The organism is Streptomyces sp. NPDC088732 (assembly GCF_044751205.1).
Taxonomy (GTDB): domain Bacteria; phylum Actinomycetota; class Actinomycetes; order Streptomycetales; family Streptomycetaceae; genus Actinacidiphila.
This window is the reverse complement of record NZ_JBIVLI010000018.1, coordinates 112,818-134,371: the sequence shown is the minus strand read 5'-3', so window position 1 is coordinate 134,371 and position 21,554 is coordinate 112,818. Positions and strand designations below refer to the sequence as shown.

Annotated in this window: 23 protein-coding genes; 21 read left to right on the top strand and 2 right to left on the bottom strand. The window is 71.5% G+C overall.

Features of this window, described 5'->3' with window-relative positions; translation table 11 throughout:
• The first annotated feature begins 29 nt into the window (after window positions 1–29).
• From ACIP9H_RS28670 to ACIP9H_RS28655, 4 genes are all read left to right on the top strand, one after another.
• Window positions 30–485, top strand: coding sequence for an Lrp/AsnC family transcriptional regulator (locus tag ACIP9H_RS28670; protein WP_360902850.1), 456 nt, complete (start codon window positions 30–32; stop codon window positions 483–485).
• A gap of 68 nt (window positions 486–553) precedes the next feature.
• The gene (gene mqnE / locus ACIP9H_RS28665) at window positions 554–1,717 is read left to right on the top strand and encodes an aminofutalosine synthase MqnE (protein WP_401595950.1); all 1,164 of its coding nucleotides are present in this window, start codon (window positions 554–556) and stop codon (window positions 1,715–1,717) included.
• Between the two features lie 124 nt (window positions 1,718–1,841).
• Window positions 1,842–2,360, top strand: a complete 519-nt coding sequence (locus tag ACIP9H_RS28660; RefSeq protein ID WP_401595952.1) for a GNAT family N-acetyltransferase — start codon at window positions 1,842–1,844, stop codon at window positions 2,358–2,360.
• Window positions 2,361–2,473: 113 nt separating this feature from the next.
• A complete protein-coding gene (locus ACIP9H_RS28655) occupies window positions 2,474–2,770 on the top strand; it encodes a DUF4229 domain-containing protein (RefSeq protein ID WP_401596065.1) in 297 nt (98 codons plus the stop codon).
• A gap of 185 nt (window positions 2,771–2,955) precedes the next feature.
• Here the strand turns inward: ACIP9H_RS28655 and ACIP9H_RS28650 are convergent, their stop codons facing one another.
• Window positions 2,956–3,159 carry a cold-shock protein gene (locus tag ACIP9H_RS28650; RefSeq protein ID WP_018558781.1) on the bottom strand — a complete coding sequence of 68 codons (204 nt, stop codon included), beginning with the start codon at window positions 3,157–3,159 and terminating at the stop codon, window positions 2,956–2,958.
• Between the two features lie 309 nt (window positions 3,160–3,468).
• On the opposite strand from ACIP9H_RS28650, the gene ACIP9H_RS28645 reads away from it, so the two are divergent.
• From ACIP9H_RS28645 to ACIP9H_RS28600, 10 genes are all read left to right on the top strand, one after another.
• On the top strand, window positions 3,469–4,329 hold the full coding sequence (locus tag ACIP9H_RS28645; RefSeq protein WP_401595956.1) for a menaquinone biosynthetic enzyme MqnA/MqnD family protein: 861 nt from the start codon (window positions 3,469–3,471) through the stop codon (window positions 4,327–4,329).
• Window positions 4,330–4,410: 81 nt separating this feature from the next.
• Window positions 4,411–6,063 carry a protein kinase gene (locus ACIP9H_RS28640; RefSeq protein WP_401961523.1) on the top strand — a complete coding sequence of 551 codons (1,653 nt, stop codon included), beginning with the start codon at window positions 4,411–4,413 and terminating at the stop codon, window positions 6,061–6,063.
• 53 nt (window positions 6,064–6,116) lie between these two features.
• Entirely contained in the window at window positions 6,117–7,316 is a 1,200-nt protein-coding gene (mqnC, locus tag ACIP9H_RS28635; RefSeq protein WP_401961521.1) for a cyclic dehypoxanthinyl futalosine synthase, read from the top strand.
• 19 nt (window positions 7,317–7,335) lie between these two features.
• Window positions 7,336–7,740 carry a hypothetical protein gene (locus ACIP9H_RS28630; protein ID WP_401961519.1) on the top strand — a complete coding sequence of 135 codons (405 nt, stop codon included), beginning with the start codon at window positions 7,336–7,338 and terminating at the stop codon, window positions 7,738–7,740.
• Window positions 7,741–7,802: 62 nt separating this feature from the next.
• Window positions 7,803–8,858 (top strand): calcium-binding protein, encoded by a 1,056-nt coding sequence (locus ACIP9H_RS28625; protein ID WP_401595964.1) that lies wholly within the window; start codon window positions 7,803–7,805, stop codon window positions 8,856–8,858.
• Between the two features lie 55 nt (window positions 8,859–8,913).
• Window positions 8,914–9,603, top strand: coding sequence for a demethylmenaquinone methyltransferase (locus ACIP9H_RS28620; protein WP_401595966.1), 690 nt, complete (start codon window positions 8,914–8,916; stop codon window positions 9,601–9,603).
• Window positions 9,604–9,665: 62 nt separating this feature from the next.
• A complete protein-coding gene (locus ACIP9H_RS28615; protein ID WP_360902823.1) occupies window positions 9,666–10,958 on the top strand; it encodes a geranylgeranyl reductase family protein in 1,293 nt (430 codons plus the stop codon).
• Window positions 10,959–11,090: 132 nt separating this feature from the next.
• On the top strand, window positions 11,091–11,546 hold the full coding sequence (locus tag ACIP9H_RS28610; RefSeq protein WP_401961515.1) for a helix-turn-helix domain-containing protein: 456 nt from the start codon (window positions 11,091–11,093) through the stop codon (window positions 11,544–11,546).
• Complete coding sequence (locus tag ACIP9H_RS28605) at window positions 11,543–11,905, top strand: DUF4180 domain-containing protein (protein ID WP_401595971.1); 363 nt, start codon at window positions 11,543–11,545, stop codon at window positions 11,903–11,905. Before ACIP9H_RS28610 ends, ACIP9H_RS28605 begins: the two co-directional genes overlap by 4 nt.
• 136 nt (window positions 11,906–12,041) lie before the next feature.
• Window positions 12,042–12,338, top strand: a complete 297-nt coding sequence (locus tag ACIP9H_RS28600) for a hypothetical protein (protein ID WP_401595973.1) — start codon at window positions 12,042–12,044, stop codon at window positions 12,336–12,338.
• A gap of 164 nt (window positions 12,339–12,502) precedes the next feature.
• On the opposite strand, the gene ACIP9H_RS28595 is transcribed toward ACIP9H_RS28600, so the two are convergent.
• Complete coding sequence (locus ACIP9H_RS28595; RefSeq protein WP_401595975.1) at window positions 12,503–13,318, bottom strand: C40 family peptidase; 816 nt, start codon at window positions 13,316–13,318, stop codon at window positions 12,503–12,505.
• A gap of 555 nt (window positions 13,319–13,873) precedes the next feature.
• On the opposite strand from ACIP9H_RS28595, the gene ACIP9H_RS28590 reads away from it, so the two are divergent.
• The 7 genes from ACIP9H_RS28590 to ACIP9H_RS28560 are packed head-to-tail and all read left to right on the top strand — an operon-like array spanning window position 13,874 to window position 21,548.
• Window positions 13,874–14,233, top strand: a complete 360-nt coding sequence (locus tag ACIP9H_RS28590; RefSeq protein WP_360902808.1) for an NADH-quinone oxidoreductase subunit A — start codon at window positions 13,874–13,876, stop codon at window positions 14,231–14,233.
• A 15-nt stretch (window positions 14,234–14,248) separates the two neighbouring features.
• A complete protein-coding gene (locus tag ACIP9H_RS28585; protein ID WP_319658399.1) occupies window positions 14,249–14,803 on the top strand; it encodes an NADH-quinone oxidoreductase subunit B family protein in 555 nt (184 codons plus the stop codon).
• A complete protein-coding gene (locus ACIP9H_RS28580) occupies window positions 14,800–15,537 on the top strand; it encodes an NADH-quinone oxidoreductase subunit C (RefSeq protein WP_401595979.1) in 738 nt (245 codons plus the stop codon). Before ACIP9H_RS28585 ends, ACIP9H_RS28580 begins: the two co-directional genes overlap by 4 nt.
• On the top strand, window positions 15,534–16,880 hold the full coding sequence (locus tag ACIP9H_RS28575) for an NADH-quinone oxidoreductase subunit D (protein ID WP_360902801.1): 1,347 nt from the start codon (window positions 15,534–15,536) through the stop codon (window positions 16,878–16,880). The genes ACIP9H_RS28580 and ACIP9H_RS28575 overlap by 4 nt, the downstream gene beginning before the upstream one ends.
• Window positions 16,881–16,906: 26 nt before the next feature.
• On the top strand, window positions 16,907–17,734 hold the full coding sequence (nuoE, locus tag ACIP9H_RS28570) for an NADH-quinone oxidoreductase subunit NuoE (protein WP_401596067.1): 828 nt from the start codon (window positions 16,907–16,909) through the stop codon (window positions 17,732–17,734).
• A gap of 2 nt (window positions 17,735–17,736) precedes the next feature.
• Entirely contained in the window at window positions 17,737–19,068 is a 1,332-nt protein-coding gene (gene nuoF / locus ACIP9H_RS28565; protein ID WP_360902979.1) for an NADH-quinone oxidoreductase subunit NuoF, read from the top strand.
• A complete protein-coding gene (locus ACIP9H_RS28560) occupies window positions 19,065–21,548 on the top strand; it encodes an NADH-quinone oxidoreductase subunit G (RefSeq protein ID WP_401595981.1) in 2,484 nt (827 codons plus the stop codon). Before nuoF ends, ACIP9H_RS28560 begins: the two co-directional genes overlap by 4 nt.
• The last annotated feature ends 6 nt before the right edge of the window (window positions 21,549–21,554 follow it).

The following is a 21,554-nucleotide window of genomic DNA, read 5'->3' as shown; positions in this document are numbered from 1 at the left end:
TCACGGCACGAATGAAGGGGTCCAGTCTGATGGACGCGGTGGACAGGCAGCTCATTCAGGCCCTCCGTGAGAACGGCCGGGCCTCGTACGCCGAGCTGGGCCGGCTGGTGGGCCTGTCCGGCCCCAGCGTCACCGACCGGATCAACCGCCTGGAGCAGGCCGGCGTGATCACCGGCTACCGGGCCACCATCCACCCCGCCGCGCTCGGCCTCGGCGTCACGGCCCTGGTCGGTCTGCAGCTGAGCGACGCCGCCGACCACGAGGACGTGGCCACGCGGCTGCGCGATCTCGACGAGATCGAGGACTGCTGGTTCATCGCCGGCGACGACTCCTACATGCTCAAGGTCCGCGTCCCCGACGTGGACGGCCTGGAGCACACCATCCGCCGGCTGTCCGGCACCAAGGGCGTCGCCCGCACCCGCACCACCATCGTGCTGTCCACCAAGTGGGAGAACCGGGTCGGGGAGCTGCCCGAGTCCGTGTAGGCGTAAGGTCGAGCGGGTTGTCCGCCGGCCGACGGCCGGTCGAGGAAGGTGTGGAGGCGAGGCGAGGCATGGACGCTGGGCTCAAGCGGGAGCTGGAGGAGAAGGTCTACGCGGGTGAGCGGCTGACCCGTGAGGACGGCATCGCCCTCTACGCGTCCGACGACCTCGCCTGGCTGGGCGGCCTCGCCCACCACGTGCGGACGGTGAAGAACGGCGACGTCGTCCACTTCAACGTCAACCGCCACCTCAACATGACCAACGTGTGCACGGCCTCCTGCGCCTACTGCTCCTTCCAGCGCAAGCCGGGGGAGAAGGACGCGTACACGATGCGCATCGAGGAGGCCGTGCGGCTGGCGAAGGAGATGGAGGGGGAGAACCTCACCGAGCTCCACATCGTCAACGGCCTGCACCCCACGCTCCCGTGGCGCTACTACCCGCGCTCGCTCAAGGCGCTCAAGGAGGCGCTGCCGAACGTCTCCCTCAAGGCGTTCACCGCCACCGAGATCCACCACTTCGAGACGATCTCCGGGCTGAGCGCGAGCGAGATCCTGGACGAGCTGATCGAGGCCGGCCTGGAGTCGCTGACCGGCGGCGGCGCCGAGATCTTCGACTGGGAGGTGCGGCAGCACATCGTCGACCACCGCACCCACTGGGAGGACTGGTCGCGCATCCACCGCCTGGCGCACGAGAAGGGTCTGAAGACCCCGTGCACCATGCTGTACGGGCACGTCGAGGAGCCCCGGCACCGGGTGGACCACGTGCTGCGCCTGCGCGAGCTCCAGGACGAGACCGGCGGCTTCCAGGTCTTCATCCCGCTGCGCTACCAGCACGACTTCGTCGACCTCAAGGACGGCAAGGTCCGCAACACCCTCCAGGCCCGCACCACCATGGCCTCCGGCGCCGACGCGCTGAAGACCTTCGCGGTCTCCCGGCTGCTCTTCGACAACGTCCCGCACGTGAAGGTCTTCTGGGTCATGCACGGCGTCCAGACCGCGCAGCTGGCGCTCCAGCACGGCGCGGACGACATGGACGGCTCGGTCGTCGAGTACAAGATCACCCACGACGCCGACAACTACGGCACGCCCAACAAGCTCACCCGTGACGACCTGCTGGAGCTCATCACGGACGCGGGCTTCCGCCCGGTCGAGCGCAACACGCGCTACGAGATCATCCGCGAGTACCCGGGCCCGGACGCCGCGCGCCGCGAGGCGCCGCAGCCGATGCGCTTCTGACCCGTACCGTGCACCGCACGTGGAGCGCGGGCCCCGGCGACCCCGGGCCCGCGCTTCACGTGAATGTCGCCCGGAGTCCGGACCGCCTTCAGGGCCCGTCAGTGGGCGTCCCTAAAGTTGCGCCATGGCACTGCGCTTCACCCTCGACCCCGAGCTCACCGCCGACCTGCGGAGCCAGCTCGTCACCCTCTGGACGGACGTCACCAACGCCGGCGGCGCCGTCGGCTTCGTGGCCCCCGTCACCGCCGCGGACGTGGCCCCGCAGGCGGAGGGCCGCTGCGAGGCGATATCCGGGGGCCGGGCGCATCTGATCGCCGGATTCGAGGACGGGCGCCTGGCCGCGACGGCCTTCCTGACCCTCAACACCCACCGCCTGATGGGGCATTGGGCCTGGCTCTACACCGTCATGGTCGACCCCGCCCACCAGGGGCGCGGGCACGGCGCGGACCTGCTGCGGGAGGCCGAGCGCGCGGCGCGCGAGCTGGGCCTGGAGGGGCTGCGGCTCACCTGCCGCAGCGGCATGGGCCTGGACCGCTTCTACGCCTCCGTCGGCTACAAGGAGGTCGGCAGGACGCCCGGGGCGATCCGCATCGCCGCAGGTGACGACCGGGACGAAATCACGATGTGGCTCCCGCTGCTCTGAGCGTCGCGGCCCCGTGCTTCACTGGTGGGCGAGTACGTCCGGTACGTCCCGTGGGCCGGACCGCCGAACACACCGAAGGAAGTGGCATCGCCGTGAGCTGGAAGCCGAGTCCCATGCTGCGCTACTCCCTGATGCGCCTTGGCCTCTTCGCGGCCTGCTTCCTCGTCATCTGGGGTCTGGTCTACGTCCACGTCCTGCCGGCCGGGCTCGGCGACTCCAACCTGCTGTGGGTCATGCTGCTCGCGCTGGTGATCAGCGCGCCGCTCAGCTTCGTCGTGCTGCGCGGTCTGCGCGAGCAGGCCTCCGTGCAGGTCTCGGCCCGTGTGGAGCGCACCCGGGCCAACCTCGCCGCCAGTGCCGCCCAGGAGGACGAGGCGGACGACGCCTCGCGCGCGGCGACCCGGGGCTGAACCCGGGGGCCGGCTACCCGGTCGCCGGCCGCGGCAGGTTCCGCCGGCACCGCTGCGCGGTGTTCCCGGCCGCATTCACGGAGTAATCCGGCCGTCCCGCACCGGGGAAAAGGCAGGAGCCCCGCACGCTGTGCGGGGCTCCTTGGGTACTGCTTATCGGGTACTACTACACGCTGTCTCCGCAATTAGGCGGGGACGACGTTCTCCGCCTGCGGGCCCTTCGGACCCTGGGTGACGTCGAAGGTCACCGCCTGGTTCTCCTCCAGCGAGCGGAAGCCGCTGGCGTTGATCGCGGAGTAGTGGACGAAGACATCGGGGCCGCCGCCGTCCTGGGCGATGAAGCCGAAGCCCTTCTCGGCGTTGAACCACTTGACGGTTCCGGTAGCCATAAGCCCTCCTTGGGCCAAAGGGTTGCCCTGCTCCAGAACCTGCCCTGCTAACCGCAAGAAGTCTGAAAACTACAAAAGCCCGCGGTCACATGCTCCGCAGGCTTTGTACTGCAAGGGAAACCAAACTGCAACTTGCGACGACAGTAGCACGGAGCATCCTCACCGGGGAAGAGCGGCAAGATCCCCATTCACCCGGACCGCCTAAAGAACGAACGCACGGTGAACCCCTGGCCTCTGGACGGTGCCCGGGACGACACCGCCGAAGGGCCCCGCCGAAAGATCACCGGAGCGGGGGTCTAGCCTCCTGATGTGGACAAAGCTGCGCCTCTTCCCTCCGCCGGTGGTGAGCGCCGGACCCGGCCTCGCGTCGGGCACATCCAGTTCCTGAATTGCGTCCCTCTTTACTGGGGGTTGGCCCGAACGGGTGCCCTGCTGGACCTGGAGCTCACCAAGGACACCCCCGAGAAGCTGAGCGCCCAGCTCGTCTCCGGCGACCTCGACGTGGGCCCGATCACGCTCATGGAGTACCTGCGCCACTCCGACGAGCTCGTCGCCCTCCCGGACATCGCCGTCGGCTGCGACGGCCCGGTCATGTCCTGCGTCATCGTGAGCCAGGTCCCGCTGGGCAGCCTGGACGGCGCCCGGGTCGCCCTCGGCTCCACCAGCCGTACGTCCGTACGACTCGCGGAGCTGCTGCTCGCCGAGCAGTACAAGGTCGCGCCCGACTACTACACGTGCCCGCCGGACCTGTCGCTGATGATGCAGGAGGCGCAGGCCGCCGTGCTGATCGGCGACGCCGCGCTGCGCGCCTCGCTGCACGACGCGCCGCGGCTCGGCCTGGAGGTGCACGACCTCGGCCTGATGTGGAAGGAGTGGACCGGGCTGCCCTTCGTCTTCGCCGTGTGGGCCGCCCGCCGCGACTACCTGGCCGCCCACCCCGAGGCCGTGCACGAGGTGCACCGGGCCTTCCTCGCCTCCCGCGACCTGAGCATGGAGGAGGTGGAGAAGGTCGCCGAACAGGCCGCCCGCTGGGAGTCCTTCGACGCGGACACGCTGCAGCGCTACTTCACCACGCTGGACTTCTCCCTCGGACAGGACCAGTTGACCGGGATCGCCGAGTTCGCCCGCCGCGTGGGGTTCCCGCCCCGGGCACGGGTACACCTTCTCTGATTTCACGGGCTTCCCGTAGGTTGCCCGGCGTATGCGGGGAACTCCCGTTGTTCGACCTTCCGCACCGCGAGAGGCGCGCAGATGCAACCGCTACAGGCGAACGACCCCACGGCGATCGGTCCCTACCGCCTGCTCGGCCGGCTCGGGGCCGGCGGCATGGGCCGGGTCTACCTCGGACGCAGCCCGGGCGGCCGCACCGTGGCCGTGAAGGTGGTGCGCTCGGAGCTCGCCGACGACCCGGAGTTCCGCACCCGCTTCGAGCGCGAGGTGGAGGCGGCGCGCCGGGTCGGCGGCACGTGGAGCGCCCCGGTGCTCGACGCGGACACCGACTCGCCGGTGCCCTGGGTGGCCACCCGCTACGTCGCGGGCCCCGCGCTGTCCGACGCCGTGAAGACCTTCGGGCCGCTGCCCGAGAACGGCGTACGGGCGCTGGCCGCCGGGCTCGCCGAGGCGCTGGAGCAGGTGCACGGGCGGGGCCTGGTGCACCGCGACATCAAGCCGTCCAACGTGCTGCTGTCACTGGACGGCCCGGTACTGATCGACTTCGGCATCGCCCGGGCCATGGACGCCACCGCGGCGCTCACCAGCAAGGGCGTGGTCGTCGGCTCGCCTGGCTACATGGCCCCCGAGCAGGTCACCGGCCGGCCGACCGGGCCCGCCGCCGACATCTTCGCGCTCGGCGCGGTGATCGTCTACGCCGCGACCGGGCAGGGACCGTTCGCCGGCGACAGTGCGGCCGTGCTGCTGTACAAGGTCGCCCACGAGGAGCCCGAGTTCGACGGCATGCCCGCGGGACTGCGCCGGGTCGCCGAGTCCTGCCTGGCCAAGGACCCCGCGGAGCGCCCCACCCCCCGCCGGCTCGCCGAGCTGCTCGCGCCGGACGGCGGGGCCGCGTCCCTGGTGCGCGGCGGCTGGCTGCCCGCGGCGCTGACAGAGGGGCTCGGCCGCCAGGCGGTCGAGCTGCTGGACCTGGAGCCGACGCCGCCGCCGGGCGCGCTCGGAGGCGGTGCGGCAACTCCCGGCGTTGACACGGCCGGCACCGGCTCGCTGTACGGCTCGTACGGCACTTTCGGCCCGCCGCCGTCGCTGACCGGGCAGCCGCAGGACGCGGTGCCGTCCGCGTTCGCCGGCACGCCGCCGCCGGCCGCCCCTCCCGCCGTGCCCCGCGGCGGTGCGCGGCGCGCGGTGTCGCTGGCGGGCGCGGGCGCCGTGCTGGTCGCGGCGGCGGTGACGCTCGGGCTCGTGCTGCACCGGGGCGGGGGCGACGACCAGGGCAAGGGCGGAGGCGATCCGACGTCCTCCCGGTCCACCGACTCGGCGCCCGCGACACCCTCGCGCGGCTCCGCGACGCCCTCCGCACCGCGGCTGGCGGCGCTGCCCGCGGCCTTCGCCGGCACGTGGAAGGGCGACACGGTCACCGCCCACGGTCTGCCCGGCACCTTCGAGATCACGATCACCGAAGGCAAGGTCGGCGCGGTGGTGGGACGCGACAAGAGCGTGCTGTCGCTGCTCGGGGAGACCTACGACTGCAGCGGCCAGTGGAAGCTCTCCACGGCCACCGAGCGGTGGATCGTCCTGGACACCAGCGGCGGCACCAACCCGCATCCCGGGGTCTGTTCGGACGGTTCGGCCGACGAGCGCTTCACTCTCAACGACGACGGCTCGCTGCACTACCGGTCGGGCGACTCCCTGGCCGGGAACCCCGAGGGCGACCTCGCCAAACAGGGCGGCTGACGCCCTGGCGTAGGCTGAGCCAGTCCGTCACAACCCCTCGGAAGGGATGCCCGGTGAGCGAGAACGCCGATCTGCAATCCGTCCTCGACCGTGCCGCCGACGGTGGCCGCATCACCCCCGAGGAGGCGCTCGACCTCTACCGCTCCGCACCCCTGCACGCACTGGGCGCCGCCGCGGACGCGGTGCGCCGCCGCCGCTACGCGGGCGTCGAGCACATCGCGACGTACATCATCGAGCGCAACATCAACTACACCAACGTGTGCGTGACGGCCTGCAAGTTCTGCGCCTTCTACGCCGCGCCCAAGGACACCGCCAAGGGCTGGACCCGCGACCTGGACGACATCCTGCGCCGCTGCGCGGAGACCGTCGAACTCGGCGGCACCCAGATCATGTTCCAGGGCGGCCACCACCCGGACTTCGGCGTCGAGTACTACGAGAAGCACTTCAGCGCGATCAAGCAGGCCTACCCCCAGCTGGTCATCCACTCCCTGGGGGCCTCCGAGGTCGAGCACATGGCCCGGATCTCCGAGGTGCCGGTGGAGGAGGCCATCACCCGCATCCACGCGGCGGGCCTCGACTCCTTCGCGGGCGCCGGTGCCGAACTGCTGCCGGCGCGGCCGCGCAAGGTGATCGCCCCCCTGAAGGAGAGCGGCGAGCGCTGGCTGGAGATCATGGAGACCGCGCACAACCTGGGCGTGGAGTCCACCTCCACGATGCTCATGGGCACCGGCGAGACCAACGCCGAGCGCATCGAGCACCTGCGGATGATCCGCGACGTCCAGGACCGTACGGGCGGCTTCCGCGCCTTCATCCCGTACACGTACCAGCCCGAGAACAACCACTTGAAGGGCCGCACGCAGGCCACGCTCTTCGAGTACCTGCGGATCATCGCCGTCGCGCGGCTCTTCCTGGACAACGTCGCCCACATCCAGGGCTCCTGGCTCACCACCGGCAAGGAGGTCGGCCAGCTGTCGCTGCACTACGGCGCCGACGACCTCGGTTCGGTGATGCTGGAGGAGAACGTCGTCTCCTCGGCCGGGGCCAAGCACCGCTCCAACCGCATGGAGCTGATCCACCTGATCCGCGCCGCGGGCCGGGTGCCCGCCCAGCGCGCCACCACCTACGAGCACCTGGTGGTCCACGACGACCCGGCGAACGACCCGGTCGACGACCACGTCGTCTCGCACCTGTCGTCGACCGCCATCGAGGGCGGCACGGCGCACCCCGAGCTCAAGCTCATCAGCACCTCCTGACCGGCGCCCGCGGTCCGCGATGCTGACGATCCACGCGGGCGCGGACGGCGCGGCCCTGGTGGTCGACGGCGGCACCATCGCCGCCGCCGGCCCGGTCGACCACCTGCGCGCGAGCCGTCCCGGCGCCCGGGTCCGGTCCTGGCCCGGCACGCTGCGGCCCGGGCGGACCCACCAGGGCGAGCTGCCCGCCGCACCCAGTCCGCGCGAGCGGGTGCACGCCCTGCTCAGCCGCGGCGTCACGGCCGTGGCGACCGTTCCCGACGACCCCGCGCTGCGGTCCGCGCTGGACCGCAGCGGCCTGCTGCCCGCGCGCCGGGCACCGGAGCCGGCCCCGGGGGCCCGGGCGGACTTCGCCGTCGTCGACGGGAGCGGCGCCTGCCTGGCCACGGTCGTCGGGGGACGGCTGCTGTACCGCAGGGCGTGAGCCGGTCACCCGGCCGCCGTGCACCGGTGGCCGGCTGACAGCCCGTCGCTTAGGTTCCGGTCATGCCGGACATATCCGTTCCCCGTGCCCTCCCCGGCGGCCTCGCGGCCCCGGTGGTCGCCGTGCTCACGGCGATCGCCCTCGTGGCGCTCCCCGCGACCGCCATCGGCGAGGTGCCCTCCGCGGGGGCGTCCCTCTGCTTCGGCCGCGTGCCGACGATCACCGGCTCCGGCGGCATCCAGGGCACCCCCGGCGACGACGTCATCGTCGGCTCCGCCGGGCCCGACCGCATCGACGGCGGGGGCGGCGACGACCGCATCTGCTCCCTCGCCGGGAACGACCGGGTCAGCGGCGGCCCCGGGAACGACAGCATCGCCACCGGCGCCGGCGACGACCTGGCGGCCGGCGATCTCTTCATCGACCGCGGCGACGCCGTCGGCCAGGGCGACGACCTGCTGATCCTGGGGGAGGGCGACGACCGCGCCGCGGGCGACAACAGCGCCACCGCGGGCGACGCGTTCGGCGGCGGCGACGACCGCATGGACGGCGGTCCCGGCGACGACCTGATGACCGGCGACTCCGCCGCCGACACCGGCAACGCCTTCGGAGCGGGCGACGACGTCCTCAAGGGCGGGGCCGGCGCCGACCGCCTGGTCGGCGACAGCTTCGCCCTCCTCAACGCCGTCGGCAGCGGCGGCGACGACCTCCTCGACCTCGGCGCGGACGGCGGGTTCGCGGCCGTCGGCGACAACTACTCCGTCAGCCGGGGCCGCACCGCGGCGGGTTCCGGGGACGACCGGATCATCGGCGGCGCGGCCGACGAGACCCTGATCGGGGACAACTCCGGCGACCACGTCACCACGGCCGGCAACGACGTGATCACCGGGCACCGCGGCCGTGACACGATCTTCGGGGACAACACCGACGTGGCCCGCGCCGCGAGCAACGGCACGGCCGGCGGCCGCGACCTGCTCGTGGCCGGTCCCGGCGACGACGTAGTCCGCGCGGGCCCGGGCGACGACCGGATCGACGGCGGCGCGGACCGCGACCTGTGCGACGGCGAGGCCGGCACCCGCGACCGCGCCGAGCGCTGCGAGACCTCACCCGGCATCCCGTGACCGCTCGCCCGGGCCCCTGCGCGGGACCCGGGACCGCCGGGTGAACAATGGGGGCGTGACCCGAGCCTCCCTGGACAAGCAGCCGCACGAAGTCGCCGCGATGTTCGACGACGTCGCGGCCAACTACGACCTGACCAACGACGTGCTCTCGCTCGGGCAGGACCGGCGCTGGCGCAGGACCGTCGCGCAGGCCCTGGACGTGCGCCCCGGCGAGCGGGTGCTGGACCTCGGCGCCGGCACGGGCACCTCCTCGCTCCCCTTCGTGCAGGCCGGTGCGGACGTCGTGCCCTGCGACTTCTCGCTCGGCATGCTGCGCGAGGGCAAGCGCCGCCACCCCTCGCTGCCGCTCACCGCGGGCGACGCGACGCGACTGCCGTTCGCCGACGGGGTCTTCGACGCCGTCACCATCTCCTTCGCGCTGCGCAACGTCCACGACACCGACGCGGCGCTGCGCGAGATGCTGCGCGTCACCCGGCCCGGCGGGCGTGTGGTCATCTGCGAGTTCAGCCACCCCACGTGGGCGCCGTTCCGCACCGTCTACACCGAGTACCTGATGCGGGCGCTGCCGCCGGTGGCCCGCGCGGTCAGCAGCAACCCCGACGCGTACGTGTACCTCGCCGAGTCGATCCGCTCCTGGCCCGACCAGCCCGCGCTGGCCGCACGGCTGCAGAAGGCCGGCTGGCAGCGGGTCGCGTGGCGCAACCTGTCCGCCGGGATCGTCGCACTGCACCGGGCGGTGCGCTGACCCGGGGCACCGCCTCATAGACTCTCCACGCCCCTTCCCCACACCGACGGGAGACCCCGACCGTGACTGACACGACCGTCGCCTCCGAGCGCAGTGCCGATGTGATCGTCGTCGGGGCCGGTCCCGCCGGTTCGACGACCGCGTACTACCTGGCGAAGTCCGGTCTGGACGTGCTGCTGCTGGAGAAGACCGCGTTCCCCCGCGAGAAGGTGTGCGGCGACGGTCTCACGCCGCGGGCGACCAAGCAGCTCGTCGCGATGGGCATCGACGTCTCCGAAGAGGCGGGCTGGCTGCGCAACAAGGGCCTGCGCATCATCGGCGGCGGCGTCCGCCTCCAGCTCGACTGGCCGGACCTGGCCTCCTTCCCCGACTACGGACTCGTCCGCAAGCGCGAGGACTTCGACGAAGTGCTGGCCCGCCAGGCCGAGAAGGCCGGCGCGCGGCTGTACGAGCGCTGCAACGTCTCCGGTCCGATCCGCGACGAGCGCACCGGCCGCATCATCGGTGTCGAGGCGAAGCTCGGCGAGGAGAAGACCCCGGTCACCTTCCACGCCCCGCTGGTCGTGGCCGCCGACGGCAACTCCACCCGGCTCTCGCTGGGGATGGGCCTGCACCGCCGCGAGGACCGTCCGATGGGCGTCGCGGTCCGCACGTACTTCACCTCGCCCCGCCACGACGACGACTACCTGGAGTCCTGGCTGGAGCTGTGGGACCGGCGCGTTCCCGGCGACCCCCGCATGCTGCCCGGCTACGGCTGGATCTTCGGCATGGGCGACGGGACGTCCAACGTCGGCCTCGGTGTGCTCAACACCTCCGCCTCCTTCAAGGAGCTGGACTGGCGCGAGATCCTCAAGGCCTGGTGCGCGTCCATGCCGGAGGACTGGGGCTACACCCCCGAGAACATGACCGGCCCCATCCGCGGCGCCGCGCTCCCCATGGCCTTCAACCGCCAGCCGCACTACACCCGCGGACTGCTGCTGGTCGGCGACGCGGGCGGCCTGGTCAACCCGTTCAACGGCGAGGGCATCGCCTACGCGATGGAATCCGGCCGGATCGCCGCCGACGTCATCGTCCAGGCGCACGCCCGCGGCACCGCGGCGCAGCGGGAGCTGGCGCTGCACCACTACCCGCGCATCCTGAAGGACACCTACGGCGGCTACTACACGCTCGGCCGCGCCTTCGTGAAGCTGATCGGCAACCCGAAGGTGATGAAGCTGGCGTCGCAGCGCGGACTCAGCCACCCGGTGCTGATGCGCTTCACGCTCAAGCTGCTGGCGAACCTCACCGACCCGACCGGCGGCGACGCGATGGACCGCGTCATCAACGGCCTGTCGAAGGTGGCCCCGCGGTCGTGACACCGCCCCGCTGAACCCGGCGTGGCCGCCCTCCTCGGGGCGGCCACGCTTCTTTTTTGCTGCCCCTCACTCCACAACGGTGATGCACTCAACCTTCCCTTTCTTTACGTATGAAGGGTAGGATGCGTAAATATGGAGCAGGATTGGTACTCGGTGGAGCAGGTGGCCGAGCGGCTCGGACTGCATGTGCGGACCGTGCGCGGCTACATCCGCGACGGGCGGCTGAAGGCCGTGCGCATCGGCAAGCAGTACCGCGTCGCCGCCGCCGACCTCGACGCGCTCACCGGCCGGCCGGCCCCCGCACCGCCTCCCCGGCGGGCCGAGGTCTCCGCCATCGTCGAACTCGAGGGCATCGGGGCGGCGGCCGCCGACCGCCTGACCACCCTGCTCTCCGCCGGGGCCCGGATGCCGCGCGACGACGCGGAGCCGTTGCGCATCCAGACCGTGCACGACGGGCCGCGGGCCCGGCTCAAAGTGGTCGTCCTGGGCGGACTCGCCCCCACGGCGGACGTCCTCGCCACCATCGACGGCATTCTCGGAGCGGAGAACGGCATGTTCCAAGGCGATCCCGAAGGCGGGCCGCAGTGACTGACGTGGTGACCGAACGCGCCGGGGTGCCCGTGCTGGTCGTCGGCGAGGACGGCCCCGGCATCGCCGGCCCGCAGGACGCGCTCGACCTGATCGGCGCCGCCTTCTCCCGCGCGGAGGTGGTGGCCGTGCCCGCCTCCCGGTTCGACGAGCGCTTCTTCGCGCTGCGGACCGGGGTGGCCGGCGAGATCCTGCAGAAGTTCGTCAACTACCGGCTGCGGCTGGTGGTCGTCGGCGACATCTCCGCCCGCACCGGGGCCAGTACGGCGCTGCGCGACCTGGTGCGCGAGTCCAACCGGGGCAACCAGGTGTGGTTCGTGTCCGATCTGGCAGAACTCGACGCCCGGTTGGCGGGTTGACGGGGACGTCTGACATCGATGTCACCTGTGGCGAGGGGGCGTTGGGGGTGCAAGCCCGAAATGCGTCATTCGCGATGGTGTGCCCATACTTTTGCACACCCCACCGGGGACACCGTCAACGGGAGGAAGGCGCATCATGAACCTCTTCACGAAGTCCCTTGTCACCGCCGCCGTCACTGTTCTGCTTGCGGGCGGCGGGATGATCGCTACCACCGCCGCCTCCGCCGCCCCCTCGGGGCACGGCAAGAGGCTCCACTGCACCTGGCACAAGGGGTACTGGACGTTCCGCCACGCCTCGGGCCGCAACGACCACGGCGACCACGGCGGCCGGGACGACCGCGACCGCCGCGGCGGACACGCCGGTTCGTCCCACGGCTCCCTGCGCTGGGAGCGGGTCTGGCACCCGGCCCACAAGGTCTGCGTGCGCCGCTGACCCCCGTTCACGCCCCCGTAACCGCCTCTTCCCGAGCCCGGCCCACCGCCACTGCGGCGGGGCCGGGCTCGGCCTCGTACGGGCGCGTGAGCGCCTTCACGAGCGCGGGCGCCGCGCGGTACGGCACCGCGGACCTGCCGACCCGTGGGGACGGGGTCGCGGGATCAGGCCACGCGGACGGCGGAGGTGGGCATGTAATAGGCCATCTGCTGGATGACGACACCCTTGCTGGGGTTGGCCGCGTCCAGGTACTGGCCGTCGCCGACGTAGACGGCGACGTGGTAGGCGGAGCCGACGCCGCCCCAGAACAGCAGGTCGCCCGGCTGGACCTCGCTCACGGGGACCGGGGTGCCGACGGTCGACTGGGCCTGGGAGGTGCGCGGCAGCTCGACGCCGATGGTCCGGAAAGCGGCCTGGGTGAGGCCGGAGCAGTCGTACGCGCTGGGGCCCGTGGCGCCGTACACGTAGGCCTTGCCGACCTGTGCCTTGAGGAAGCTGAGCACAGAAGCGACGCTGCCGCTCGCGGCCGACGTCGACACCGACTGGGCCGAGGGCGCGGAGGCGGACGTGGCCAGCGCGGTGCGCCCGGCCGAGCGGGACGCCGTGGCGGACTCCCGGGCCTCGGCGGCCTTGGCGGTGGCGGCCCTGCGGGCGTCGGCGGCGGCCTTCTTCTTGGCGGCGGCCTTCATCGCCTGGTGGCGGGCCTCGTCGCGGGCCGCGTCCAGTTGCTGCTCGACGACGGTCTCGTCGAGGGCGGCGGCGGCCTGCGCGGCGGCCGCCTCGGTGGAGAGGGCGGGGATGACCGGGATGCTTCCGGTGGTCGCCGGGTCGGCGGCCGTCGGTTCGGCGTTCGCCGGGGCGGACATTCCAGTGAGGGCGAGCGTTCCGATGACGCCGCCGGCGACTCCAGCGCGGCGCACCCAGTTGGTGCTCTGCGTGGCGCGTCGCCGGCGGCGTATATGCGAGATCTGAAGGGGCATGCGCTCTTGGGTATCAGGCGGAATCGGTTCCGTTCAACAAAAGTGTGATGCGCCACAGTTGGCGCCACCCCAGTGCTATTGTCCCTTTTTTGATCTTCCTTTTTCGGGATGAATCGGATATCCAAGTCCATTTCCTCGTGCGCGCGTTCACGTGGCTCCGGCGGTCGTCAGCACGGACTTTCCAGGCTCACCCGGACGGGCGGCGGTGCGCTATCACGAGGTCCGGGGGAGCTCCAATTTGCTTTGAGCCGCGATGGCCTGATAGTGGGCCACCCCCTCTGGCCAGCGATAACGCGAGCAAATATGACTTCTGGTGATCATTAGAGATACCTGCGTGAGAAGATCACGCCTCATCCGGAACGGTCACCCTCGGCCGGGTGGTGTAGATCACAAAGTCCAGTGGGAACCCCGTGTCGCAGATCACAGACCAGGAGGCATAAGATGCGGGCAGTTCGGGCTTGTGAACTGCCTCACATAGAGAGGATCTAGGTGGCGTGGCGCATATGCCCGGGCACGGTCCGTCATCAGTCACCGTCGACTGGAAGGAGCGGGGACGTGAATGCCTACGCGCCCATCCTCGTGCTGGGCGGCCTCGCGGCCGGCTTCGCGATCTTCTCCGTGGTCATGGCCTCAATTATCGGCCCAAAACGGTACAACAGGGCTAAATTGGAGGCGTATGAGTGCGGCATTGAGCCGACTCCGCATCCGGCCGGTGGTGGCCGTTTCCCGATCAAGTACTACCTGACGGCGATGCTTTTCATCGTCTTCGACATCGAGATCGTCTTCCTCTACCCCTGGGCTGTCTCGTTCGACTCCCTGGGGATCTTCGGGCTCGTCGAGATGCTCCTCTTCGTGCTCACCGTCTTCGTCGCGTACGCCTACGTCTGGCGTCGCGGCGGTCTGGAATGGGACTAGGGGCGGAGAAAAGCCATGGGTATTGAAGAGAAGCTGCCGAGCGGATTCCTGCTGACGTCGGTCGAGACCGCCGCGGGATGGGTGCGGAAGGCGTCGGTCTTCCCCGCCACCTTCGGTCTGGCCTGCTGCGCCATCGAGATGATGACCACCGGTGCCGGGCGGTACGACCTGGCCCGATTCGGGATGGAGGTCTTCCGCGGTTCCCCGCGGCAGGCGGACCTGATGATCGTGGCCGGCCGGGTGAGCCAGAAGATGGCGCCCGTCCTGCGCCAGGTCTACGACCAGATGCCCAACCCCAAGTGGGTCATCTCCATGGGCGTCTGCGCATCCAGCGGCGGAATGTTCAACAACTACGCAATTGTGCAGGGTGTTGACCATGTGGTGCCTGTTGACATTTATCTTCCCGGATGTCCGCCCCGTCCCGAAATGCTGATGGACGCCATTCTCAAGCTCCACCACAAGATCCAGCACAGCAAGCTCGGCGTGAACCAGGAACAGGCCGCGCGCGAGGCGGAGGAGGCGGCGCTGAAGGCGCTGCCGACGATTGAGATGAAGGGGCTTCTCCGATGACGGATTCCCCGGACACCCCGAACCCGGACAAGGACGCGCAGGCGAGCGGTCTGCCCGGTCAGCGCGGGGACCACGGCGAGGCGATCCGCGTCCAGCACGGCATGTTCGGCGCCAACAACGGCGGCGACACCTCCGGGTACGGCCGGCTGGTGCGCACCGTGCGCCTGCCGGGAGCCTCCAACCGGCCCTACGGCGGCTGGTTCGACGAGGTCGCCGACGAGCTGGAGGGCGCCCTGGAGGAGCAGGGCCTCGTCCCCGCCAACGCGATCGAGAAGGTCGTCGTCGACCGCGGCGAGATCACCTTCCACGTCGCGCGCGAGCACCTGCTCCTGATCGCCCGGACGCTGCGCGACGACCCCGCGCTGCGCTTCGAGCTCTGCACCGGGGTGAGCGGCGTCCACTTCCCCGAGGACAAGGGCCGCGAGCTGCACGCCGTCTACCACCTGCGCTCGATCACCCACAACCGGCTGATCCGGCTGGAGGTGAGCGTCTCCGACGCCGACCGGCACGTGCCGTCGCTGGTCGAGGTCTACCCGACCAACGACTGGCACGAGCGCGAGACGTACGACTTCTTCGGCATCGTCTTCGACGGCCACCCCGCCCTGATGCGGATCATGATGCCGGACGACTGGCAGGGCCATCCGCAGCGCAAGGACTACCCCCTCGGCGGCATCCCCGTCGAGTACAAGGGCGCCCAGATCCCGGCTCCGGACCAGCGGAGGTCGTACTCGTGAGCACGCACGGCACATCGCACGCCGCACCCCGGCAGGCCGCGGAGCGGGACACCACCGAGGGCCGGGTCTTCACCGTCACCGGCGGCGACTGGGACGAACTGTCCGAGACCGTCGGCAAGGCCGACGACGAGCGCATCGTCGTCAACATGGGTCCGCAGCACCCGTCCACCCACGGAGTGCTCCGGCTGATCCTGGAGATCGACGGCGAGACGGTCACCGAGGCCCGCTGCGGCATCGGCTACCTGCACACCGGCATCGAGAAGAACATGGAGTTCCGGACCTGGACCCAGGGGTCCACGTTCGTGACGCGCATGGACTACCTGACGCCGTTCTTCAACGAGACGGCGTACTGCCTGGCGGTGGAGAAGCTGCTCGGCGTCACCGAGGAGGTCCCCGACCGGGCCTCCGTCATCCGCGTGATGCTGATGGAGCTGAACCGCATCTCCTCGCACCTGGTGGCCATCGCCACCGGCGGCATGGAGCTCGGCGCCACCACGATCATGATCTACGGTTTCCGCGACCGCGAGATGATCCTGGACATCTACGAGCTGATCACCGGCCTGCGGATGAACCACGCGTACATCCGCCCCGGCGGCCTCGCCCAGGACCTGCCGCCCGGCGCCGTGGACCAGATCCGCGAGTTCGTGAAGAAGTTCCGCAAGAACCTCCCCGAGTACGACAAGCTCGCCACCGGCAACCCGATCTTCAAGGCCCGGATGCAGGACGTGGGCTACCTGGACCTGGCCGGCTGCATGGCGCTCGGCGCCACCGGCCCGATCCTGCGCTCCACGGGCCTGCCGCACGACCTGCGCAAGTCGCAGCCGTACTGCGGTTACGAGAACTACGAGTTCGAGGTCCCGACCGTCGACACGTGCGACTCCTACGGCCGCTTCCTCATCCGCCTGGACGAGATGCGCGAGTCGCTGAAGATCGTCGAGCAGTGCCTGGACCGGCTGCAGCCCGGCCCGGTCATGGTCGCCGACAAGAAGATCGCCTGGCCCGCGCAGCTGGCGCTCGGCCCGGACGGTCTCGGCAACTCGCTGGACCACATCAAGAAGATCATGGGCACCTCCATGGAGGCCCTGATCCACCACTTCAAGCTGGTGACCGAGGGCTTCCGGGTGCCGCCCGGCCAGGCGTACGTCGCCGTCGAGTCGTCCAAGGGCGAACTCGGGGTCCACGTGGTCAGCGACGGGGGCACCCGCCCCTTCCGCGTCCACTTCCGGGACCCGTCCTTCACCAATCTGCAGACCATGGCGGCGATGTGCGAGGGCGGCCAGGTCGCCGACGTCATCGTCGCGGTGGCGTCCATCGACCCCGTGATGGGAGGCGTCGACCGGTGACTGAGGTATCACTCGGCATCCCCGCGATGCCCGCGCCGGACTACCCGGCCGACGTACGGCAGCGCCTGGAGACGGACGCGCGCGAGATCATCGCGCGCTACCCCAGCAGCCGCAGCGCCCTGCTTCCGCTGCTGCACCTGGTGCAGGCGGAGGAGAGCCATGTCTCCCGTACCGGGGTCCGCTTCTGCGCCGAGATGCTCGGGCTGACCACGGCCGAGGTGACGGCGGTGTCGACCTTCTACACCATGTACCGCCGGGCGCCGTCCGGCGAGTACCAGGTCGGGGTCTGCACCAACACCCTGTGCGCGGTGCTCGGCGGGGACGCGATCTTCGAGGAGCTCAAGGAGCACCTCGGCGTCGAGAACGGCGGCACCACCGAGGACGGCAAGGTCACGCTGGAGCACATCGAGTGCAACGCGGCCTGCGACTTCGCCCCCGTGGTGATGGTCAACTGGGAGTTCTTCGACAACCAGGACCCGCAGTCGGCCAAGCGGCTCGTCGACGACCTGAGGGCCGGCCGGACCGTCGAGCCCACCCGGGGCGCTCCGTTGTGCACGTACAAGGAGACGTCCCGGATCCTCGCCGGGTTCCCCGACGAGCGCCCCGGCGCCGTCGAGGCGAGCGGCGGCGCCGGCCCGGCCTCGCTGGCCGGGCTGCGGCTCTCCCGCGGCGAGGCCCTGCCGGGGTCCGGCGGCGGCGTGCCGCGGCAGACCTCCGCCCCGCCGCGCGACGAGGTGCCGCCGGCGCACACCAGCTCCCACGACGCCCCGCAGGAGTCCGCGGTCTCCGACCCGGACCACCCCGCCGGGCCCGTCACCGAGCAGCGCACGAACGAAGGCGAGGGGGAGCAGTGACGATGGTTGACTCGGCGGAGAAGGTGCTCGCACCCGTTCTGTCGGCCTTCTGGGACGACCCGCAGTCCTGGACACTCGGCACGTACCGCCGGCACGAGGGCTACGAGGGCCTGCGCAAGGCGCTCGCGATGCCCCCGGACGACGTGATCGCCTTCGTCAAGGACGCGGGTCTGCGCGGCCGCGGCGGCGCCGGCTTCCCCACCGGGATGAAGTGGCAGTTCATCCCGCAGGGCGACGGCAAGCCGCACTACCTCGTCGTCAACGCCGACGAGTCGGAGCCGGGCACCTGCAAGGACATCCCGCTGCTCTTCGCCAACCCGCACTCGCTGATCGAGGGCATGGTGATCGCCTGCCACGCGATCCGCTCCAACCACGCCTTCATCTACCTGCGCGGCGAGGTCGTCCCCGTGCTGCGGCGGCTGCACCACGCGGTCGCCGAGGCGTACGAGGCGGGCTACCTCGGCAAGAACATCCTCGGCAGCGGCTTCGACCTGGAGCTGACCGTGCACGCCGGAGCCGGCGCGTACATCTGCGGCGAGGAGACGGCGCTGCTCGACTCGCTGGAGGGCCGGCGCGGCCAGCCCCGGCTGCGGCCGCCCTTCCCGGCGGTCGAGGGCCTGTACGCCTGCCCGACGGTGGTCAACAACGTGGAGTCCATCGCCTCGGTGCCGGCGATCCTGCACAAGGGCAAGGAGTGGTTCCGCTCCATGGGCAGCGAGAAGTCCCCGGGCTTCACGCTGTACTCGCTCAGCGGCCACGTCGCGAACCCCGGCCAGTACGAGGCCCCGCTCGGGGTGACCCTGCGCCAGCTGCTCAGCCTCAGCGGCGGCATGCGCCCGGGCCACAAGCTCAAGTTCTGGACGCCGGGCGGCTCTTCGACCCCGATGTTCACCGACGAGCACCTCGACGTCCCGCTGGACTACGAGGGCGTCGGCGCCGCCGGCTCGATGCTCGGCACCAAGGCGCTGCAGTGCTTCGACGAGACCACCTGCGTGGTGCGCGCCGTCACCCGCTGGACCGAGTTCTACGCCCACGAGTCCTGCGGCAAGTGCACCCCCTGCCGCGAGGGCACGTACTGGCTCGTCCAGTTGCTGCGGGACATCGAGGCGGGCAAGGGGAGCCTGGCCGATCTCGACAAGCTCGCCGACATCGCGGACAACATCAACGGCAAGTCCTTCTGCGCCCTCGGCGACGGAGCGGCCAGCCCGATCTTCTCCTCCCTCAAGTACTTCCGCGACGAGTACGTGGAGCACCTGGAGGGCCGCGGCTGCCCCTTCGACCCGTCCAGGTCCACGGTCTGGGCCGACAAGTCTCACCTGGAGGTGAACGCGTGACCGTCACCACGAACGCCGCTTCCGGAGAGGCAGCGGTGCCGCCCGAGGACCTGGTGTCCGTCACCATCGACGGCGTCGAACTGTCCGTGCCCAAGGGCACGCTGGTGATCCGGGCCGCCGAACTGATCGGGATCGAGATCCCGCGCTTCTGCGACCACCCGCTCCTGGACCCGGTCGGCGCCTGCCGGCAGTGCATCGTCGAGGTCGAGGGCCAGCGCAAGCCCATGGCGTCCTGCACGATCACCTGCACCGACGGAATGGTCGTGCGGACCCAGCTCACCTCCGGTGTCGCGGAGAAGGCCCAGCGCGGGGTGATGGAGCTGCTGCTCATCAACCACCCGCTGGACTGCCCCGTCTGCGACAAGGGCGGCGAGTGCCCGCTGCAGAACCAGGCGATGTCCGCCGGCCAGGCCGACACCCGCTTCGAGGGACGCAAGCGGACCTACGCCAAGCCCATGCCGATCTCCACCCAGATCCTGCTGGACCGCGAGCGGTGCGTGCTGTGCGCGCGCTGCACCCGCTTCTCCGAGCAGGTCGCGGGCGACCCGATGATCGAACTGCTGGAGCGCGGGGCGCTGGAGCAGGTCGGCACGGGGGAGGGCGACCCCTTCCAGTCGTACTTCTCCGGCAACACCATCCAGATCTGCCCGGTCGGCGCGCTGACCTCGGCGGCCTACCGCTTCCGCTCCCGCCCCTTCGACCTGGTCTCCTCGCCGAGCGTGTGCGAGCACTGCGCCGGGGGCTGCGCCACCCGCACCGACCACCGGCGCGGCAAGGTCATGCGGCGGCTCGCGCAGGACGACCCCGAGGTCAACGAGGAGTGGATCTGCGACAAGGGCCGCTTCGGCTTCCGCTACGCGCAGCGCCCCGAGCGGCTGACCACGCCGCTGGTGCGCAACGCCGACAGCGGTGAACTGGAGCCGGCGAGCTGGCCCGAGGCGCTGGAGGCGGCGGCCCGCGGGCTCGCCGCGGCCGGCGGCCGCACCGGCGTACTGCCCGGCGGCCGGCTCACCGTCGAGGACGCGTACGCGTACGCCAAGTTCGCCCGCGTCGCCCTGGACACCAACGACGTCGACTTCCGGGCCCGCGCGCACTCCGCCGAGGAGGCCGACTTCCTGGCCGCCGCCGTGGCGGGCCGCGGACGGGACCTGTCGGGCGACGGCGTCACCTACCGCCTGCTGGAGAGCGCCCCCGCGGTGCTGCTGGCCGGGCTGGAGGCCGAGGAGGAGGCGCCCGGCGTCTTCCTGCGGCTGCGCAAGGCCTGGCGCAAGCACGGGCAGAAGACCTTCGCGCTCGCGCCCTTCGCCACCCGCGGACTGGGCAAGGCCGGCGGCACCCTGCTGCCCGCCGCGCCCGGCACCGAGACCGAGTGGCTGGACGCGCTCGCCGGCGGCGTCGGCCTGGACGCCAACGGCCGCGCGGCGCACGAGGCGCTGCGCGCCGAGGGCGCGGTCGTCCTGGTCGGCGAGCGGCTGGCGGCCGTGCCCGGCGCGCTGACCGCGGTGCTCCGGCTGGCCGGTGCCACCGGCGCCCGCCTGGCGTGGATCCCGCGCCGGGCCGGTGAGCGCGGCGCGGTCGAGGCCGGCGCCCTGCCGGGGCTGCTGCCCGGCGGCCGCCCGGTCGCGGACCCCCGCGCCCGCGACGAGGTCGCCTCGGTCTGGGGCGTGGCCACGCTCCCGTCCCGCTTCGGCCGCGACACCACCGCGATCCTGGAGGCGGCGGCGGCCGGCGAACTCGGCGCGCTGCTCGTGGGCGGCGTGGAGGTCGCCGACCTGCCCGACCCGGCCATGGCCCGCGCGGCCCTGGACGCGGTCGGCTTCGTGGTCAGCCTGGAGCAGCGGCCGAGCGAGGTCACCGGGCGGGCGGACGTCGTCCTGCCGGTGGCCGCGGTCGCCGAGAAGGCCGGCACCTTCCTCAACTGGGAAGGCAGGGCACGCCCGTTCGAGACCGCGATCAAGCCCGCCCAGCAGGTCCAGCGCCACCAGTTCCCGGACGCCCGGGTGCTGACGATGCTGGCCGACGCGCTCGACGTCCCCCTCGGCCTCGCCGATGTGAAGGCGGCGCGCGCGGAACTCACCCGGCTCGCCCCGGTGGACGGTCCGCGGGCCGCCGCGCCGCGCGAGACCGGCCGCCCGATCCCCAAGCCGGGCGTCGGCGAGGCCGTTCTCGCCGGCCACCGGCTGCTGCTCGACCAGGGCCTGCTCCAGCAGGGCGACGACGCCCTCGCCGGCACCCGCCACCCGGCGGTCGCCCGCCTGTCGGCGGCCACGGCGGAGGAGATCGGCCTCACCGACGGCGCCGAGGCCGAGATCTCCGGCCCCGCGGGCGCCGTACGGCTCCCGCTCCAGGTGACCGAGATGCCCGACCGCGTCGTGTGGCTGCCGCTGAACTCCGTGGGCGGCGGTCTCGCCTCGGACACCGGCGCCCTGCCCGGCCAGGTCGTCACGGTGGCCGCGCCCACGAAGGAGGTGGCCCAGTGACGACCC

Bases quoted from the DNA above. Each gene is read 5' to 3' on its own strand.
- ACIP9H_RS28595 (WP_401595975.1), bottom strand. From the start codon at position 13,318: ATGCCCCTTCAGATCTCGCATATACGCCGCCGGCGACGCGCCACGCAG.
- ACIP9H_RS28610 (WP_401961515.1), top strand. From the start codon at position 11,091: ATGGAGCAGGATTGGTACTCGGTGGAGCAGGTGGCCGAGCGGCTCGGA.
- nuoF (WP_360902979.1), top strand. From the start codon at position 17,737: ATGGTTGACTCGGCGGAGAAGGTGCTCGCACCCGTTCTGTCGGCCTTC.
- ACIP9H_RS28640 (WP_401961523.1), top strand. From the start codon at position 4,411: ATGCAACCGCTACAGGCGAACGACCCCACGGCGATCGGTCCCTACCGC.
- ACIP9H_RS28650 (WP_018558781.1), bottom strand. From the start codon at position 3,159: ATGGCTACCGGAACCGTCAAGTGGTTCAACGCCGAGAAGGGCTTCGGC.
- ACIP9H_RS28660 (WP_401595952.1), top strand. From the start codon at position 1,842: ATGGCACTGCGCTTCACCCTCGACCCCGAGCTCACCGCCGACCTGCGG.
- ACIP9H_RS28655 (WP_401596065.1), top strand. From the start codon at position 2,474: ATGCTGCGCTACTCCCTGATGCGCCTTGGCCTCTTCGCGGCCTGCTTC.
- ACIP9H_RS28580 (WP_401595979.1), top strand. From the start codon at position 14,800: ATGACGGATTCCCCGGACACCCCGAACCCGGACAAGGACGCGCAGGCG.
- ACIP9H_RS28625 (WP_401595964.1), top strand. From the start codon at position 7,803: ATGCCGGACATATCCGTTCCCCGTGCCCTCCCCGGCGGCCTCGCGGCC.
- ACIP9H_RS28585 (WP_319658399.1), top strand. From the start codon at position 14,249: ATGGGTATTGAAGAGAAGCTGCCGAGCGGATTCCTGCTGACGTCGGTC.
- ACIP9H_RS28670 (WP_360902850.1), top strand. From the start codon at position 30: ATGGACGCGGTGGACAGGCAGCTCATTCAGGCCCTCCGTGAGAACGGC.
- ACIP9H_RS28600 (WP_401595973.1), top strand. From the start codon at position 12,042: ATGAACCTCTTCACGAAGTCCCTTGTCACCGCCGCCGTCACTGTTCTG.
- ACIP9H_RS28630 (WP_401961519.1), top strand. From the start codon at position 7,336: ATGCTGACGATCCACGCGGGCGCGGACGGCGCGGCCCTGGTGGTCGAC.
- nuoE (WP_401596067.1), top strand. From the start codon at position 16,907: ATGCCCGCGCCGGACTACCCGGCCGACGTACGGCAGCGCCTGGAGACG.
- mqnE (WP_401595950.1), top strand. From the start codon at position 554: ATGGACGCTGGGCTCAAGCGGGAGCTGGAGGAGAAGGTCTACGCGGGT.